Genomic DNA, 15,447 nt, shown 5'->3' with positions numbered 1-15,447 from the left:
CATGCGGCGCTGGCGCAGGATGCGCCGCGTGAGCGTGGCCGGCTGCGGTAGAATCCGCCGGCCATGAAAATCCTAGCCATCGAATCCTCTACCGAAGTTGCATCTCTTGCCCTGCGTTGGGGCGACGAAGTGCGTAGCGTGCGGCTGCCCAGTCCGCCCGCACATTCGGCCACCTTGTTGCCGGCGTTGCATGCCCTGCTGGCCGAAGCGGGGGCTTCGCTGTCGGCGCTCGATCGTCTGGCCTGCGGTATCGGGCCGGGGGCGTTCACCGGCGTTCGGCTGGCCTGCAGCGTGGCGCAGGGGCTGGCATTGGGGGCGGACCTGCCGGTGGCCAGCGTATGCAGTCTGCTGGTGCTGGCGCAAGCGCAAGCGGCTTCTCAAGTGTATGTCGCGATGGATGCGCGGATGGGAGAGGTCTATGCCGCTCAGTATCGGAAAACTGCCCAGGGCTGGGATACCGTACTGGAACCGTGCTGCGTGGCGCCCGAGGCTATGCCCGGGGTCGAGGCCGGCTGGTTCGGCGCTGGCACGGCCTTTCAGGCTTACGCCGAACAGACGGCCCGTCTGCAAGAGCGCTTGAGCGGCATCGACGCTCAGGCCGTACCCGATGCGCGTGCCTTGCTGGAACTGGCAGCCTACGTCGAAGCACGGGACGCAGCCTTGCTCGCGCCCTTGTATGTGCGTGACCGTGTTGCACTCACCACGGCCGAGCGTCTGGCCGCCGGAGGACGCGCATGATCGCGTTGCCGATGTCGGTGGTGCTGCCGATGCAAGAAGAAGATCTGGACGAAGTGGCGGCCTGCGAAGCGCGGGCCACGGCTTTCGCATGGTCACGGCAGCATTTTGCAGATTCCCTTGCTGCCGGCTACGCTTGCTGGCTCATGCGCCGGGATGGTGAACTGGTGGGGCAGGCTGTCGTGATGAATGTGCTGGATGAAGCGCATCTTCTGATCATCAGCGTGGCGCTGGAATGGCGCAGGCGTGGCTTCGCCCGTCAGTTGCTGGCGCATCTGCGTTCGCATGCACGCGAAGTCGGCGTGGCCCAGCTTTTCCTGGAGGTCCGCGCCTCCAATGAAGCCGCCATTGCGCTGTATCGCACCTGTGGTTTTGAGGAGGTCGGCCGGCGCAAGTCCTATTACCCGGCGCCTGGTGGCCTGCGTGAAGATGCCCTGGTGTTGAGGTGCGTGCCATGACATCTCAAACCCTCTCCGTTCTGGCCGAATTGGGTGTCAAGCCTTTGTGGCGCTTGCGTGCTCATGAGGAAGCGGCTGCGCCGGAGGCGCCAGCGATGGCCGAGGCCGCTGTTCAGCCGGAGCCTCCTGGCCACCGTATCGCCGAGCCTGAGCGTCCGCCACGTCCTGCCATGGTGATGCCGGAACGGCAGCCCGCCAGTACGCCGACCGTGGCGGATGCCGGTTTGCCGCTGGTGCCCGGGCTGGCGGACATGGGTTGGGACGATCTGGCGGCTACCGTGGCGGCATGCCAGCGCTGTGGCCTGTGTCAGCGTCGCAAGCAGACGGTGCTGGGGGTGGGCGATCATCAGGCCGACTGGATGCTGGTGGGGGAAGGGCCTGGCGCGGAGGAGGATGCACGCGGCGAGCCCTTCGTGGGGGCTGCGGGCAAGTTGCTCGATGCCATGCTGGCGGCGCTGGGCATGCAGCGTGGTGAAAACGTCTACATCGCCAATGCCGTGAAGTGCCGGCCGCCGGGTAACCGTACGCCGGAAGCTGCTGAGATTGATGCCTGCAAGCCTTACCTGTTGCGGCAGATCGAGCTGGTGCGGCCGCGCCTGATCGTGGCCATGGGCAGGCCTGCCGCGCAGGCGCTGCTGGCACGCGAACTCAAGATCGGTGCGGCGCGCGGCAAGGTTTTCCATTTCGGCGAAACGCCGCTGGTGGTGACCTATCACCCGGCCTATCTGCTGCGCAATCCGCTCGACAAGGCGCGTGCATGGGAAGACCTGTGCTTTGCGCAGGCCCAGCTAGAAGCCCTGGGCCCTCGTTGATCAACTCTTGAACCACTGTATTTCGGGCCTGCGCGCTATCTGGCGTGCGGCACCGATGGGATAATCCACGCCATGACGACCAATATCACTTCCGCTCAGCTCGACGCCGCCGCCGACCTTCTCGACGAGGTGCTGCGTTTCCAGTTCCCGGCCGACAGCGTCGTGTCCGGTTTCTTCCGCAAGAACCGCAATGCTGGCGCACGCGATCGCGCCTTCATCGCCGAAGCCGTGTATGGCGTGTTGCGCAATCTGCGCCAACTGCGTGCCGTGGTGGGGGAGTCCACGCGTGCGCGCAAGCTCGTGCTGGCCTGGTTGCTGCGTGTCGAGGGCCTGTCGCAGCGCCAGTTGGCCCCCTTGTTGTCGCGCGGCGAAGCCGAGTGGGTGGGGGAACTCAAGGCTTCCAGCTATCAGCCCGTCAGCCTGGGCGAGCGCACCAACCTGCCGGATTGGCTGGCCGAGCGTCTGCTGGCCCAGTCGGATGAAACGCGAGTGATGGCTCTGGCCAGTGCGCTCAATCGCCCCGCGCTGCTGGATCTGCGCGTAAATCCGCTCAAGATCGAGCGTGATGCGGCACTGGAGCGCCTGTTGGCCAATGGCATCACTGCCCAGCCCACACCGTATTCGCCGTTGGGCATCCGTGTGGATGCGCGCACCGCGCTACAGCGGCATCCTTTGTTCACCGACGGCAGCATCGAGGTACAGGATGAAGGCTCCCAGTTGCTCGGCCTGCTGCTGGCGCCCCGTCGCAGCGAGATGGTGGCCGATTTCTGTGCCGGCGCGGGTGGCAAGACCTTGCTGCTGGGTGCGCTGATGCGCTCTACCGGGCGCCTCTATGCTTTCGATGTTTCGGAAAAGCGGCTGCAGAAAGCCAAACCGAGGCTGGCGCGTGCGGGACTATCGAATGTGCATCCGGTGACCATCGATCACGAGAACGATGCTCGCATCAAACGCCTGGCCGGCAAGATGGATCGCGTGCTGGTCGACGCACCTTGCAGCGGCTTCGGCACGTTGCGACGCAATCCGGACCTGAAATGGCGCCAGACCGAGGCTGCCCTGGCTGCGCTGACGCAGAAGCAGGCCAGTATCCTGGCCGCCGCCGCGCGCCTTGTGAAGCCGGGTGGGCGCCTGGTGTATGCCACTTGTTCGCTGCTGCGTGAGGAGAATGACGGCATTGTCGATGCCTTCCTCGCCGCACAGCCGCAGTTCCGGCCGGTGGCGGCAGAGGAGATCCTCAAGCAGGCAGGCGTCGCGCTGGAAACTGGCGAACGTCTGCATCTGGATCCGTTGCGGCACAACACAGACGGTTTCTTCGCGGCAGCCTTCGAACGTACGGCCTGATCTTTTCTTTTCCTGCGGAGCCCGTCATGCGTGACAACTTCTCCAGCCTGATCGCCCAGTTGACCCATGGTACGGCGTGGCTGGAATTGTCGGTCATCGCCCTGCTGCTGCTGGTGGCGTGGCGGCTCGCACGAAGCGTGCAGCAGCGGATGGTCGCGCCTCGTCTGGCTGGGCGGCTGCCGGTCAAGGGAACGCCATCGCTGTTGTTTCCTTTGCTGGGCGTCCTGTTGCTCAGCGCGCTGATTTTCCTGGCGCAGCATTTCGACTGGACCTTGCATTTCGCCGTCATTGCCACGCGCCTGCTGTGGGCGATGGTGATCATTCGCATGGTGGTGGTCGCGGCGAGTCAGGCCTTTCCGCGCGCGCTTTGGTTGGCGGGTTTCTCGCGCAGCATCGCGGCCATCGTCTGGTGCGTCGTTGCATTGGATCTGCTGGGACTGTTGCCAGACCTGATCACCTGGCTGGACAGCCAGAAATTGCCATTGGGCAAATCGCAGGTCAGTCTGTGGGATCTGCTGCAGGGCGTCGTCTCTGTCTTTGCAGCGGTGGTGGTGGCCTTGTGGTTGGGCGGCGTGATCGAGAGCAGGCTGGCGCGTGCTTCGGGGCTGGATTCGAGCGTGCAGGTGGTGATCTCGCGCGTGGCCAATGCGGTGCTCACGCTGATTGCCATCCTGGTCGGCGTGGAGATGGTCGGGCTGGACATCACCACGCTTTCGGTCTTCGGAGGCGCGTTGGGCGTGGGGCTGGGCTTTGGCATGCAGAAGATCGCCAGCAATTATGTTTCCGGCTTTATCATCCTGCTGGATCGCTCGATCCGTATCGGCAACCTGATCCAGGTGGGAGACCAGCGCGGAGAAGTGATGCGCATCACCACGCGTTACACCGTGCTCAAAGCCTCCGGCGGCGCGCATTGCCTGGTTCCGAACGAAACCCTGATCGGCTCCACGGTGGTCAATGAAAGTTTCACTGATCCCAATATCCGCATCGGTCTGCGCGTACAGGTCAGCTACGACAGTGACGTGGAGCACGCCCTGAAGTTGCTGGAAGGGCTTGCCTTGCAGGAGGCGCGTGTCCTCAGGGATCCGGCGCCGGCGGCCTATCTGGTTTCCTTCGACGACAACGGCATCACGCTGGAGCTGGGGATGTGGATCAGGGATCCGCTCAATGGCAGTCTCGGCTTGCGCTCGAACCTCAATCGCGCTATCCTTGCCGCCTTCCGTGCCGAAGGTATCGACATTCCCTTCCCGCAGCGTGAAGTCCGCTTGGTGGGCGATATTGCTGCAGGGAGTGCTGTTCGAGCTGGCTGACGGCTTTTTGTATCGAGTGGTTCGTGTCACACGGTTTTCGTTCTGCGGGTTTTCGCTCTGCGCTGAAAGTCCTGGCGCAGATTCTGCTGCTGGTCCTGGTCTGGTGGCTGGTTTCCAGCCTTTCCAGCATCCTGCCTCAATTGCCCCCCACGGTGCTTGGCATTGCCTTGCTGTTGGCACTATTGGGGCTGCGCGTTCTCCCTACTGACTGGCTTGCCGCTGGCGCCGGCTTCCTGCTGCGCGAAATGCTGCTTTTCTTCATCCCCGTCGTGGTGGCCGTGGTGCAGTACCTCGATCTGCTGCGCAGCAATCTGCCAGCTGTCCTGACGGTGATCCTGTTGAGCACTCTCTGCGTGATGCTGGTGACAGCCTGGGTAGTCGATTTCACCTGGAAACTCGAGGCTCGCTGGCGGAGGGACGAAGAATGCTGAGCCTTTCTGCCCTTGTCTGGCTGTTGCTCACAGTGATCCTGTATGCCGGGGCACGCATGCTGTATCGCCGCTACCCGCGTACCTGGTTGTCGCCCCTGATCGTGGCGCCATTGCTGCTGATCGTGTTGTTGCTGGTCACGGGGAGTTCATACAAGGAGTACAACTCGCTGAGCCACTGGCTCAGTGCCATGCTGGGCCCGGCCACCATCGCTTTTGCATTGCCGATCTATGAATATCGTGGCGTGATCCGGCGGCACTGGCTGAGCCTGAGCGCTGGCGTGCTGGCTGGCATGATCACCGCGGTGCTGAGCACGGTGATCCTGAGCCGGCTTTTCGGGCTGCCGGTACTGATCGAGCGCAGTCTGGCGGTGCGCTCGATCAGTACGCCTTTCGCGCTGGCTGCTGCGCCGGAGTTGGGGGGGCAGGCCGACCTGGCCGCGATTTTCGTGGTGATCACGGGCCTGGGCGGCATGATCATCGGCGAGTTGTTGCTGCTGCGCTTCAATGTGCGTTCGGCCCTGGCGCGTGGAGCAATGTTCGGCGCCGGTGCGCATGCGGTAGGCACCGTCACGGCGCATCGTCGTGACCCGGAAGAGGGCGTGATTTCCAGCCTGACCATGATCATCGCAGGCATCTTGATGCTGCTTACGTCACCCTGGCTGGCAGGCTTTTTTTGAACATGTGGTCTATTTATGCAGAAATGGATCGATTTTTCTTGCGTTGCGCCCTGGAATGGGGCAAAGTGCCTGCGCGATTTTCAAGTTCTGCTGTCTGTTGTCCGGCGTAAGTCTAGGTTTTTCCCGGAATTTCTCCCTTCACCGCCCGCTTCTTGAGCTTCGCAGAATCTCTGGTCCACGTTGGATCGAGTTCTGGGGGACTTCCCTTTCTATTTTTTTCTGGAGTTTCAAGACATGGCAACTGGTATCGTGAAGTGGTTCAATGATTCCAAGGGTTTCGGTTTCATCACCCCTGACGGTGGCGGCAAGGATCTGTTCGCTCACTTCTCCGCAATCCAAGGCGGTGGTTTCAAGACCCTGCAGGAAAACCAGCGCGTGAGCTTCGATGTGGTGACTGGCCCGAAGGGTGAGCAAGCTTCGAACATCCGTCCCGAGTGATTTTGACAGACGCATGCGCTTGTTGCATCGCGTCGGTTCTCGGAAGAGCCCGGCCTTGCCGGGCTTTTTCGTTTGTTGTGATCTAGAAGGAGATTCCCGCATGGCTAAAGAAGAACTGATCGAGATGAATGGTGCGGTTGATGAAGTGTTGCCTGATTCCCGTTATCGCGTGACCCTGGAAAATGGTCACCAGCTGATTGCCTATACCTCCGGCAAGATGCGCAAGCATCACATCCGTATTCTGGCGGGCGACAAAGTGTCGCTGGAGCTGTCGCCCTATGATCTGACCAAGGGCCGTATCACGTTCCGCCATATCGAAGGGCGCGGCCCTGGCCCTGCCTCGACCCAGCGTCGACGCTGAAGGTTTCTTGCTGGCAGGTAGAATGGCGCGCTTCACTCCGCCTGCCTAAAGCCTTGTTGATGCCTGAACCGGATCTGCTCGACCTCGTACTGACCCGTGACCGCCCGGCCTTGCGCCGTCAGTTGTTCCAGCTTAAACCACGTCCGCGCCAGCTTTCCGCATTGCCAGAGGCATTGCAAAAGCGTTTCGAGCAATCCATTGCCACGCGTGCTCAGCGCCGCGAAAGGCGTCCCCGGCCGACTTTTCCGGGTGAATTGCCGGTCAATCAGCGCCGTGAGGAGATTGCCGAGACGATCCGTACGCATCAGGTCGTGATCGTCTGTGGCGAGACAGGCTCCGGCAAGACCACACAGCTTCCCAAGATTTGTCTCGAACTCGGCCGTGGCGAGGCAGGTCTGATTGGTCATACCCAGCCTCGCCGGCTGGCCGCGCGCGCCACCGCAGCCCGGATTGCCGAGGAACTCGGCAGTGAGCTGGGCACGGCAGTGGGCTTCAAGGTGCGTTTTACCGACCACACGAAGCCCGAAAGCTATATCAAGCTGATGACCGATGGCATCCTGCTCGCTGAGACACAGGGTGACCCGGCGCTTTCCGCCTACGACACGCTGATCATCGACGAAGCACACGAGCGCAGCGTCAACATCGACTTCCTGCTCGGCTACCTGCGCCAGTTGTTGTCGCGCCGGCCCGATCTCAAGCTGATCGTTACTTCCGCGACGTTGGACGCCGAACGCTTCGCGAAACATTTTGCACTCGATGGCAAGCCCGCACCTGTGATCGAGGTTTCGGGCCGGCTATACCCCATCGAGATCCGCTACCGGCCGATCGAGGAAGACGAACCGGTACAGCAGCGTTCGGCCACCGACCGCCGCCTGCAGCGCCGCGACGACAGACGCAGTCACGAGCCCAAGAAGGATTTGTACGAAGCCATCGTCGATGCCGTCGGCGAGCTGCAGCGCGAAGACCCCGGCGACGTGCTGGTGTTCCTGCCCGGTGAGCGCGAGATCCGTGAGGCCGCCGACGCGCTGCGCCACGATCATCTGCCGGGCACCGAGATCCTGCCGCTCTATGCGCGTCAGTCGGCGCAGGAGCAGGCGCGCGTGTTCTCGCGCTCGAACGGCCGCCGTGTGGTGCTTTCCACCAACGTTGCCGAAACCTCGCTCACCGTACCCGGCATCCGTTATGTGGTGGATGCAGGCCTGGCACGCATCAACCGCTACTCGCACCGCAACAAGGTGGAGCTGCTGCAGATCGAGAAGATCGCGCAGAGTGCTGCCAAGCAGCGGGCGGGGCGCTGTGGGCGGGTGCAGGATGGCGTGTGCATCCGCCTCTACGACGAGGAGGATTTCAACCGTCGCCCGGCGCATACCGACCCCGAAGTGCTGAGAAGCTCACTGGCCGGCGTGATTTTGCGCATGAAGTCGCTGAAGCTCGGCGCAGTGGAGGCCTTCCCCTTCATCGATGCGCCGAGCCCGAAAATGATCGCCGATGGCTACCAGCTCCTCAACGAGCTGGGCGCCGTGGATGACGACAACGAACTGACGCCAGTGGGCCGTGAGCTGGCGAAATTGCCGCTGGATCCGAAGATCGGTCGCATGATCCTGGCCGCGCGTGATCGCGGTGCGCTGGCCGAGGTGCTGGTGATCGCTGCAGCACTCTCCGTGCAGGATCCGCGCGAGCGTCCGCCGGAGTCACCCGGTACCGCGGACCAGGCACATGCGCGCTTTCGCCTGGCGCCCGACGAGAAGGGCGAGCCGCGCAGCGAATTCCTCTGGTACTGGAATCTCTGGCGAGCAGCCGACGAAGTCTGGCGAAAGGAGTCCTCCAGCAAGCAGAAGGTTTGGTGCAGGACGAACTTTCTCAACTGGTTGCGCATGCGCGAATGGCGAGACATTCATACTCAGTTGCACGAGCTGTGTGCCGAGCATGGCTGGATACACAAGCCAGGCAAGGATGAGGCTGCGGCCAAGGATGTCAAACCAGCCAGCTACGAAGCCATCCACAAGGCGTTGCTGACCGGACTGCTGGGCCATATCGGCCTGCGACTTGAGGACGCCAGCGGACCTTGGGTGGGCGCTTTCCAGGGCGCGCGCGGCATCAAGTTCTGGCCGCATCCAGGCTTCTTCATGGCCAAGCGCGTCGGCAAATGGTTGATGGCTGCTGAGCTGATCGACACGTCAAAGCTCTTCGCCCGCTGCATCGCGCGGATCGAGCCGGAATGGCTGGAAGAAGTCGGTGCGCATCTGGTCCGGAAAAGTGTGTTTGAACCGCATTGGGAAAAAACGAAGGGCGTGGTGCGGGCCTGGGAGCGTGGCGTGCTGCATGGCATCACGCTTTACGCACGGCGACCCTGCGGCTACGCCGAGGTCGATCCGGCCTTGTGTCGCGAACTGCTGATCCGGGATGGTCTCGTGGTTGGTGAGATCGAGGATGCCGCCGCGAGGAACATGCCGTTCTTCCTGCACAACCGGCGCCTCGTGGCCGAGATCGAGCGGCTGGAGCAGAAGATGCGCCGCCCGGATCTGCTGGTCGACGAAGCCCTGATCGAAGCTTTCTACGAGGCACAGATCCCGGCAGAAGTGACCGATCTGCGTGCTTTCGAGGCCTGGCGCAAACAGGCTGAACGCAAGGATCCGAAATGCCTGCACCTGGAGCGCGAGCAGTTGATGCGCCATGAGGCGGCGGGTGTCACCAGCGACAAGTTTCCGGCGAGCTTCGAGGTGATGGGCCAGAAGCTCAAGCTCAGCTATGTGCATGAACCGCGCGAGGCTGACGACGGAGTGACGCTGACCGTGCCGGTGGCGATGCTCAATCAGGTGCCTGCCAACCGCTGCGAGTGGCTGGTGCCGGGCATGCTGGAGGAAAAGGTCACGGCCTTGCTGAAGACCGTGCCGCAGAAGCATCGCCATCGCCTGCAGCCCATCGGCGAGAGCGCACGTGCCTTCATCGAGGCGGTGGAGGCTGGCGAATTCAAGCAGGATGAGCCGATCATCCGCGCGTTGCAGCGTTTCGTGGAGGTGCGCGTCAGCCTCAAGCTGGACATGGCCAGCTTCCGTAATGAGAACCTGAACCCGCACTGTTTCATGAATTTCCGCGTGATCGATCAGCATGGCCGCGTACTGGATCAGTCGCGCGATCTCGCCGCATTGCGCCTCTCGCTCAAGGATTCAGCGGCGGCGGCTTTCCGTGCCGCGCAGATCGAAGGTTCGATGGGCGCCCAATTGGCCGCGCTCAATGTGCAGGGCAAGACGGCAACGGGCGTGGATGAAGTCCACGAAAACGGAGCAGGCAAGGCAGAAATCGCTTCCTCGCAGGGCAGCATTCATGCGGCCACCCGTGACATGCGCGACGAGAACGGTTTGCACACGCAGTTTTCCGGCATCACCACCTGGAGCTTTGGCCCGCTGCCGGAATTGCTGGAAGTGAAGATCGGCAACCGTAACCTGATCGGCTTTCCGGCGCTTCATGATGATGGCGATTCGGTCAGCCTGCGTCCCTTCGATACGGAGGAAGAGGCTGTACGCGTGCATCGCAAGGGGCTGGTACGTCTGTTCGCACTGAACCTCAAGGATCAGGTGCGCGCGGTGGAGCGTTTGCCCGGTCTGCGACCGCTGGCCTTGCAGTTCATGCCCTTCGGTACCGAAGCCGAGCTGAAAGCCCAGCTTGTCGAGGCTACCTTGGTGCGTTGCTGTCTGATGGAGCCGTTGCCGGTGAATCCGACGGATTTCAACCAGCGTGCGCTGGAGGCCAAGACCCGCGTGAGCCTGATCGCCCAGGAACTGATGCGGCTGGCAGGCACTTTGCTGGCCGAGCATGCCTCGTTGCAGAAGCGTTTCGCCAGTCTGAAGAGTTTCCCCGAATTGCTTGCCGATGTGCAGGCGCAGGTGGGCCGCTTGTTGCCGAAGAATTTCCTGGTCGCCTGGCCGTTCGAGAAGCTGTCGCTTTTCCCGCGCTATCTGAAGGCCATCGACGTGCGCATTGAGAAAATGCGCAACAACCCAGCGCGCGACGCACAACTGATGGCGGAGTGGAAATCGCTGGCAGGCCCCTGGGAGCGCGAGCATCTGGCCAAGCTCAAGGCTGGTGTCAGCGATCCGCAATTGGAGGATTTTCGCTGGCTGCTGGAGGAATTGCGCGTGGGCCTGTTTGCCCAGGAGCTGAAAACACCGATGCCGGTCAGCGTGAAACGCCTGCAGAAGATCTGGGAGTCGCGCCCGCGCTGAAGACGGGCTATCTTTTTCTTTTCATCCGGAGATCAGACATGCCGAGCGTTGATATCTACATGGCCGAAGGCTTCGAGGAAACCGAACTGGTGACGGTGGCAGACGTCTTGCGTCGCGCCGGAGTGGAAACCCGGCTGGTCTCGCTGGACGGGCAGAAGAGCGTGCGCGGTGCGCATGACATCGTGCTTGAGGCCGATCTTGGTTTCGCGGATATTGGCGCCCAGCCGGACATGATCGTGCTGCCGGGGGGCGGTCCCGGTACTCGCCGTTTGCGTGAGAGCGAGCCATTGTCTCAGCGTTTGCGCGCGCAAATCGATGCTGGCGGGCGTGTGGCTGCAATCTGTGCGGCGCCTACTGCATTGGCTGCGGCGGGGGTTCTGCAGGGGCGCCGGGCCTGCTGTTTTCCAGGGTGCGAAGATGCGCTGCGCGAGGGCGGCGCGGAAATCGCGGCCTACAACGTGGTGACCGATGGCCTGGTCACCACGTCGCGCGGCCCCGGCACCAGCGCGGTGTTCGCGCTGGAGCTGGTGACCCTGCTGGTCGGGGCGCCCAAGGCACGCGAGTTGTCGCAAGCCATGCTTTTGTCCTGAAGCCTTCAGCAGGTGGCCGACAGCACCCGGTTGCGGCCGGCCTCCTTGGCGCGATAGAGCGCAGCATCGGTGCGCGAGACCAATTGGTCCAGATTTTCGCCCGGTTGCCACTGCGTCACGCCGCCACTGAGGGTGACCTTCAGCATGCCCTGGCTGGTCGGAACGGGAGTTCCAGCCAGTTCCTGTGCCAGCCGGTTGGCGACTTGCTGAGCGTTTTCCAGCCGGGTGTGAGGGAGCAGAGCGATGAATTCCTCGCCACCCCAGCGTGCGAAGAGGTCCGTCGCTCGCAGCACTGTCTGACAGATGTGCACGGTCTGGATCAGGACTTCGTCGCCAATGCCGTGTCCCCAGCGATCATTGATGGTCTTGAAGTGGTCGATGTCCAGCATCAGCAGTGACAGCGCTTCTTCGTATCGTGTCGCGCGTGCGATCGCGGATTCCGCCAGATCGCGGAAATGGCGGCGGTTGGATAGGCCCGTGAGCGTATCCTGCTGGGCCAGGCGCAACAATTCGCGTTCGGCCACGCGCCAGCGTGTGATGTGGTGGTCGATGCCGATGATCACCGGCACGCCGTCGAAATAGGAGCTGAGCCGTTTGGTGACGATGCGGAATACTTCCTCATCGGTGCCGACGCGGACGGTGTGTTCTTCCTTGATGACCTCTCCACCGTCCAGGACCGTCCTGTCTTCACTCAAGGCGTTCAGGCGGTCTTCTTCCCGCCCCCAGAGCATGATCCTCGGGTTGTTGAGTACCTCTCCACGCGCTCTGCGATGGAATTGGAGGAAGGCTTCATTGACCATCACATAGTGGTTGTCCGCTTTCTTGACGTACACCGGGTCGGGAATCACGTCGATCAGTCGTTGCACGAAGGCCTGGGTGCGCTCGCGCAGGTTGACCTCGCGATCAAGCGCGGCCTTGAGTTCGCGCTCGGCCAGACGCCATTTGGTGGTATGGCGGTCCACGCCGATCACTACCGGTTCGCCATCCACATAGGCACTGCGCCGCTTGGTGACGATTCGGAAGATCTCTTCACCCGTGGCGCGGCGGATGGTGTGCTCTTCCTTGAAGACTTCGCTGCCGCCGAGTACGGCCTGATCTTCGGCGTTGGATAGCTGCTGGGACTCTTCCGAGAGGTGCGGAAAATAGGCCGGATCGTCGAGCAGTGCCTGCCGGCTGCGTGCCTGGTACTCGGCGAATGCGTCGTTGATGATCAGATATCGGCCGTCGGCACGTTTGACGTAGACCGGATCGGGAATCACGTCGATCAGGCGCTGGATGAATTCTTCCGTACGCTCCCGCAGCTTCACTTCGCGCGCCAGCGCCTCGCGGATCTCGCGCTCGGCCTGGCGCAGTTCGGTCAGATCAACCATCGTACCTACGATGACCGGCTCGCCGAGTGCGTTCAGGCAAGTGCTCTTGGTCGCGATACGGAAGCGTTCCTGGCCGGTGAGAGGATGCGGGCCATGTTCCTCGCGCCGGATGCGTTCGCCATCGATGACCCGGGCGTCCTCGTCGAGCATGACGCGCAGACCGGCAGAGCCTTCCTGGGAGCTGATCCCTGTCTGTTGCAGCAAGGTTTCGCGACTCGCGCCGTGCTCGTCGGCCATGGCCTGATTGACCGTTAGATAGCGGCTATGGGCATCCTTGACGTAGACGGGGTAGGGGAGCTGGTCGAGCACGCGCTGGACAAACTCCAGGCTCAGCCTGTGCTACTCGCGCTCGCGTGCCAGGGCTTCCTGGAGGTCCGCCTGCGCACGGCGGAGATCGGTGATGTCGAAGTTTGCGCCGATGATCACGGGGCGACCTTCGGCATCCAGGCATGCACCCTTGGTCACGATGCGATGGATGATGTCGTCGGTGACGGGGTGGGGCTTCTGGTCTTCCTTGTGGATACTGTGTCCAGACAGCACCTCGGCATCCTCGTGGGCCACCAGTGCTGCGGTCGCGCCATCGGGCGCCAGCTCGGTGGCCGTGCGGCCGAGGATCTCGCTGGCGGTCTGATTGCGCTGGCGGGCGAAGGCTTCGTTGATGAAGACGTAATGCCCCTGTGCATCCTTGATGTAGACCGGCTCCGGGATCACGTTCAGCAGGCGCTGGACGAAATTGACCGTATTGATGGCGATCTCGGTCTGCCGGTCCAGCGCTTGCTGCAGGCGTGTCTCCGTATGCCTGACCTGACTGATGTCGAAGCTGGCGCCGACGATCACGCGCTGGCCGTCCAGCCACAGGCTGCTGCGTTTGGAAATCAGCCGCAGACATTCATCACCGCTGTAGGCGTTGCGGGTGAGATCCTCGTTGTAGACGATCTGGCCGGCCAGCACGGCTTCGTCCTCTGCCTGCACGAAGCGTGCGGTGTCTTCGTCAGGCGCCAGTTCGAACGCCGTGCGTCCCAGGATCTGCTCGGGCGATTGCTGGCGTTGTCGCGTAAAGGCCGTGTTTACCATGAGATAGCGGCCTTGCGCGTCCTTCAGATAGGCCGGTTCCGGAATGACCTCAAGCAAGGTTTGTATCAGGGCTTCACTGGTAGCCCGCTGATTCCTGCCGTGATGGTAGGCTCGCCACCAGGCATGGAGTGGCAGTGGCAAGGCCGCACCGGCGACTGCCAGCGGGATCAACAGGCCTGCGTCCGCAAACCAGCTGCCCAGTGCCGCGGCGCCGATGGCGATCACAATGCTGCCGACCATGATGCTTCCGGGGTGTGCCAAACCTGGGTCTCCTTCCAGAGTGGCGTTTTTTGCGGCAGCATCCAGCGGTCACCCGCGCATGCTGCTCGCTTGTGCGCGTCTCGTGACTATCACCGTCTACGGCTGCGGCAGCAATAGGCTTGAATCGGTCGTCTGCGGATGCTGGTGATCGGCGTGAAGCCTTGGCACAATGCGCGCGCCCTGCCGTGGTCGCTCGCCACCGGGTACCCGTTCCGGAATTATCCTGTCCTGGAGGTCACGCTTGCGCAACGAACCCCGCTCTGGCGACCAGTGGTGGTCGCGTTTCATGTCCGTGCTCTGCAAGCAGTTCTGGCTCAAGAGTCTGGGAACCATGGGGTTCACCGCTGCGTTCTTCGTGGCCTACATCTACCTGCTGAAGAATCCTGCCTATCCCGTGACCGAGGTGCCGCTGACCTGGCTGGACAGGGTCGTGCCGTTCAGCCCCCTGGCGCTGGTGCCCTACTTGTCGTTATGGGCCTATGTTTCCCTACCGCCGCTCTTCTTGGTCAACGCAAGCGAACTGATCAGCTATGGTTTGAGAATTGGGGCGGTTTGCCTGCTTGGGCTGTTGATCTTCCATTTCTGGCCGACTGCGGTGCCGCCTGCCGACATTGACTGGGCGCGCTATCCCGGCGTGGCGTTCCTCAAGGGGGTAGATGCTGCAGGTAATGCCTGTCCTTCACTGCATGTGGCCACGGCTGTTTTTTCTGCCGTCTGGCTGCAGCGACTGTTGTGCGAAAGTGGGGCACCACGCTATCTGGTCTGGGTAAACCTGCTCTGGTGCGGGCTGATCGTGTGGTCCACGCTGGCCACGCGTCAGCATGTGGCGTTGGATGCTTACGGCGGGGCATTGCTTGGAGGGGCTGGGGCATGGCTCTCCTTGCTGCGCCGCAGGCTGGCCCCGAGCGCCGTCTGAAAGCCAGGAGAAGCTGTCAACCCGATGCGGATTGCCGCGTTAATTGCTGCACGGAGACCCCGATCAAGGGGCGACTAAACTAAGGATGAGACCATGGGTAAGATCTGCGACGAAACCTATTCCGAGTTCCTGGAATCGATCAAGGCCGCCGGCATCGAAATCACCAACGAACTTGCATTGCGTGAGCGGCTGGCTGAAACACAGCGCTGGCGCTTTGCCTTCATGACCCTGGCCCTGCATGGCAGGCCACTCGGGATCAGCTTCCAGGAGCGTACTGGCGAGCGCGATCTGGATCAGATCAATGGCGCATTTGCCCGCTATCAGTTCCCTGCGGACTCTGGGTCCCTGTTTGCCGCGCGCCTCGGCGCCGTTCAGTAAGTCCTGGCCTTCCCCTTAAAAAAGGCGCTGTCGGAGTTAGCTGTTGCAGGTTCTAAACTGAAAGCATGAATGGGACAG

General features: G+C 62.3%; 15 protein-coding genes. 13 read left to right on the top strand and 2 right to left on the bottom strand.

From position 1 onward, the window contains the following. Positions 1-63 precede the first annotated feature (63 nt). From tsaB to BGI27_RS02805, 11 genes are all read left to right on the top strand, one after another. The gene (gene tsaB / locus BGI27_RS02855) at positions 64-738 is read left to right on the top strand and encodes a tRNA (adenosine(37)-N6)-threonylcarbamoyltransferase complex dimerization subunit type 1 TsaB (protein ID WP_095523407.1); all 675 of its coding nucleotides are present in this window, start codon (positions 64-66) and stop codon (positions 736-738) included. Further along, positions 735-1,193, top strand: a complete 459-nt coding sequence (gene rimI, locus BGI27_RS02850) for a ribosomal protein S18-alanine N-acetyltransferase (RefSeq protein WP_223871560.1) — start codon at positions 735-737, stop codon at positions 1,191-1,193. The genes tsaB and rimI overlap by 4 nt, the downstream gene beginning before the upstream one ends. Continuing rightward, positions 1,190-2,005 (top strand): uracil-DNA glycosylase, encoded by an 816-nt coding sequence (locus tag BGI27_RS02845; RefSeq protein WP_095523406.1) that lies wholly within the window; start codon positions 1,190-1,192, stop codon positions 2,003-2,005. The genes rimI and BGI27_RS02845 overlap by 4 nt, the downstream gene beginning before the upstream one ends. Positions 2,006-2,077: 72 nt before the next feature. Then, positions 2,078-3,343, top strand: a complete 1,266-nt coding sequence (locus tag BGI27_RS02840) for an RsmB/NOP family class I SAM-dependent RNA methyltransferase (protein WP_095523405.1) — start codon at positions 2,078-2,080, stop codon at positions 3,341-3,343. 26 nt (positions 3,344-3,369) lie between these two features. After that, entirely contained in the window at positions 3,370-4,650 is a 1,281-nt protein-coding gene (locus BGI27_RS02835; protein ID WP_095523404.1) for a mechanosensitive ion channel family protein, read from the top strand. A gap of 23 nt (positions 4,651-4,673) precedes the next feature. Continuing rightward, entirely contained in the window at positions 4,674-5,081 is a 408-nt protein-coding gene (locus BGI27_RS02830; RefSeq protein ID WP_223871559.1) for a CidA/LrgA family protein, read from the top strand. After that, positions 5,075-5,758 carry an LrgB family protein gene (locus BGI27_RS02825; protein WP_095523403.1) on the top strand — a complete coding sequence of 228 codons (684 nt, stop codon included), beginning with the start codon at positions 5,075-5,077 and terminating at the stop codon, positions 5,756-5,758. Before BGI27_RS02830 ends, BGI27_RS02825 begins: the two co-directional genes overlap by 7 nt. A gap of 234 nt (positions 5,759-5,992) precedes the next feature. Continuing rightward, a complete protein-coding gene (locus tag BGI27_RS02820) occupies positions 5,993-6,196 on the top strand; it encodes a cold-shock protein (protein ID WP_095523402.1) in 204 nt (67 codons plus the stop codon). A gap of 100 nt (positions 6,197-6,296) precedes the next feature. Next, positions 6,297-6,557 carry a translation initiation factor IF-1 gene (gene infA / locus BGI27_RS02815; RefSeq protein ID WP_095523401.1) on the top strand — a complete coding sequence of 87 codons (261 nt, stop codon included), beginning with the start codon at positions 6,297-6,299 and terminating at the stop codon, positions 6,555-6,557. Between the two features lie 59 nt (positions 6,558-6,616). Further along, positions 6,617-10,780: an ATP-dependent RNA helicase HrpA gene (gene hrpA / locus BGI27_RS02810; RefSeq protein WP_095523400.1), complete on the top strand. Its 4,164-nt coding sequence runs from the start codon at positions 6,617-6,619 to the stop codon at positions 10,778-10,780. A 38-nt stretch (positions 10,781-10,818) separates the two neighbouring features. Next, complete coding sequence (locus tag BGI27_RS02805) at positions 10,819-11,370, top strand: DJ-1 family glyoxalase III (RefSeq protein WP_095523399.1); 552 nt, start codon at positions 10,819-10,821, stop codon at positions 11,368-11,370. Positions 11,371-11,375: 5 nt separating this feature from the next. Here the strand turns inward: BGI27_RS02805 and BGI27_RS02800 are convergent, their stop codons facing one another. Both BGI27_RS02800 and BGI27_RS02795 read right to left on the bottom strand, forming a co-directional pair. Next, a complete protein-coding gene (locus BGI27_RS02800; RefSeq protein ID WP_095523398.1) occupies positions 11,376-13,049 on the bottom strand; it encodes a sensor domain-containing diguanylate cyclase in 1,674 nt (557 codons plus the stop codon). 30 nt (positions 13,050-13,079) lie between these two features. Next, positions 13,080-14,054: a PAS domain-containing protein gene (locus BGI27_RS02795; RefSeq protein ID WP_095523397.1), complete on the bottom strand. Its 975-nt coding sequence runs from the start codon at positions 14,052-14,054 to the stop codon at positions 13,080-13,082. A 262-nt stretch (positions 14,055-14,316) separates the two neighbouring features. Between BGI27_RS02795 and BGI27_RS02790 the strand changes: the two genes are divergently transcribed. Next, complete coding sequence (locus BGI27_RS02790; RefSeq protein ID WP_223871558.1) at positions 14,317-14,991, top strand: phosphatase PAP2 family protein; 675 nt, start codon at positions 14,317-14,319, stop codon at positions 14,989-14,991. Between the two features lie 93 nt (positions 14,992-15,084). Continuing rightward, positions 15,085-15,369, top strand: a complete 285-nt coding sequence (locus BGI27_RS02785) for a hypothetical protein (RefSeq protein ID WP_095523396.1) — start codon at positions 15,085-15,087, stop codon at positions 15,367-15,369. Positions 15,370-15,447: the final 78 nt, after the last annotated feature.

The sequence above is a fragment of the Candidatus Dactylopiibacterium carminicum genome, from assembly GCF_014736495.1.
GTDB lineage: Bacteria > Pseudomonadota > Gammaproteobacteria > Burkholderiales > Rhodocyclaceae > Uliginosibacterium > Uliginosibacterium carminicum.
This window is presented reverse-complemented; position numbering and strand designations above follow the sequence as displayed.

What these genes read in the sequence shown, in the direction of transcription:
- tsaB (WP_095523407.1), top strand. Translation starts at nt 64, where the DNA reads ATGAAAATCCTAGCCATCGAATCCTCTACCGAAGTTGCATCTCTTGCC.
- rimI (WP_223871560.1), top strand. Translation starts at nt 735, where the DNA reads ATGATCGCGTTGCCGATGTCGGTGGTGCTGCCGATGCAAGAAGAAGAT.
- BGI27_RS02845 (WP_095523406.1), top strand. Translation starts at nt 1,190, where the DNA reads ATGACATCTCAAACCCTCTCCGTTCTGGCCGAATTGGGTGTCAAGCCT.
- BGI27_RS02840 (WP_095523405.1), top strand. Translation starts at nt 2,078, where the DNA reads ATGACGACCAATATCACTTCCGCTCAGCTCGACGCCGCCGCCGACCTT.
- BGI27_RS02835 (WP_095523404.1), top strand. Translation starts at nt 3,370, where the DNA reads ATGCGTGACAACTTCTCCAGCCTGATCGCCCAGTTGACCCATGGTACG.
- BGI27_RS02825 (WP_095523403.1), top strand. Translation starts at nt 5,075, where the DNA reads ATGCTGAGCCTTTCTGCCCTTGTCTGGCTGTTGCTCACAGTGATCCTG.
- BGI27_RS02820 (WP_095523402.1), top strand. Translation starts at nt 5,993, where the DNA reads ATGGCAACTGGTATCGTGAAGTGGTTCAATGATTCCAAGGGTTTCGGT.
- infA (WP_095523401.1), top strand. Translation starts at nt 6,297, where the DNA reads ATGGCTAAAGAAGAACTGATCGAGATGAATGGTGCGGTTGATGAAGTG.
- hrpA (WP_095523400.1), top strand. Translation starts at nt 6,617, where the DNA reads ATGCCTGAACCGGATCTGCTCGACCTCGTACTGACCCGTGACCGCCCG.
- BGI27_RS02805 (WP_095523399.1), top strand. Translation starts at nt 10,819, where the DNA reads ATGCCGAGCGTTGATATCTACATGGCCGAAGGCTTCGAGGAAACCGAA.
- BGI27_RS02795 (WP_095523397.1), bottom strand. Translation starts at nt 14,054, where the DNA reads ATGGTCGGCAGCATTGTGATCGCCATCGGCGCCGCGGCACTGGGCAGC.
- BGI27_RS02785 (WP_095523396.1), top strand. Translation starts at nt 15,085, where the DNA reads ATGGGTAAGATCTGCGACGAAACCTATTCCGAGTTCCTGGAATCGATC.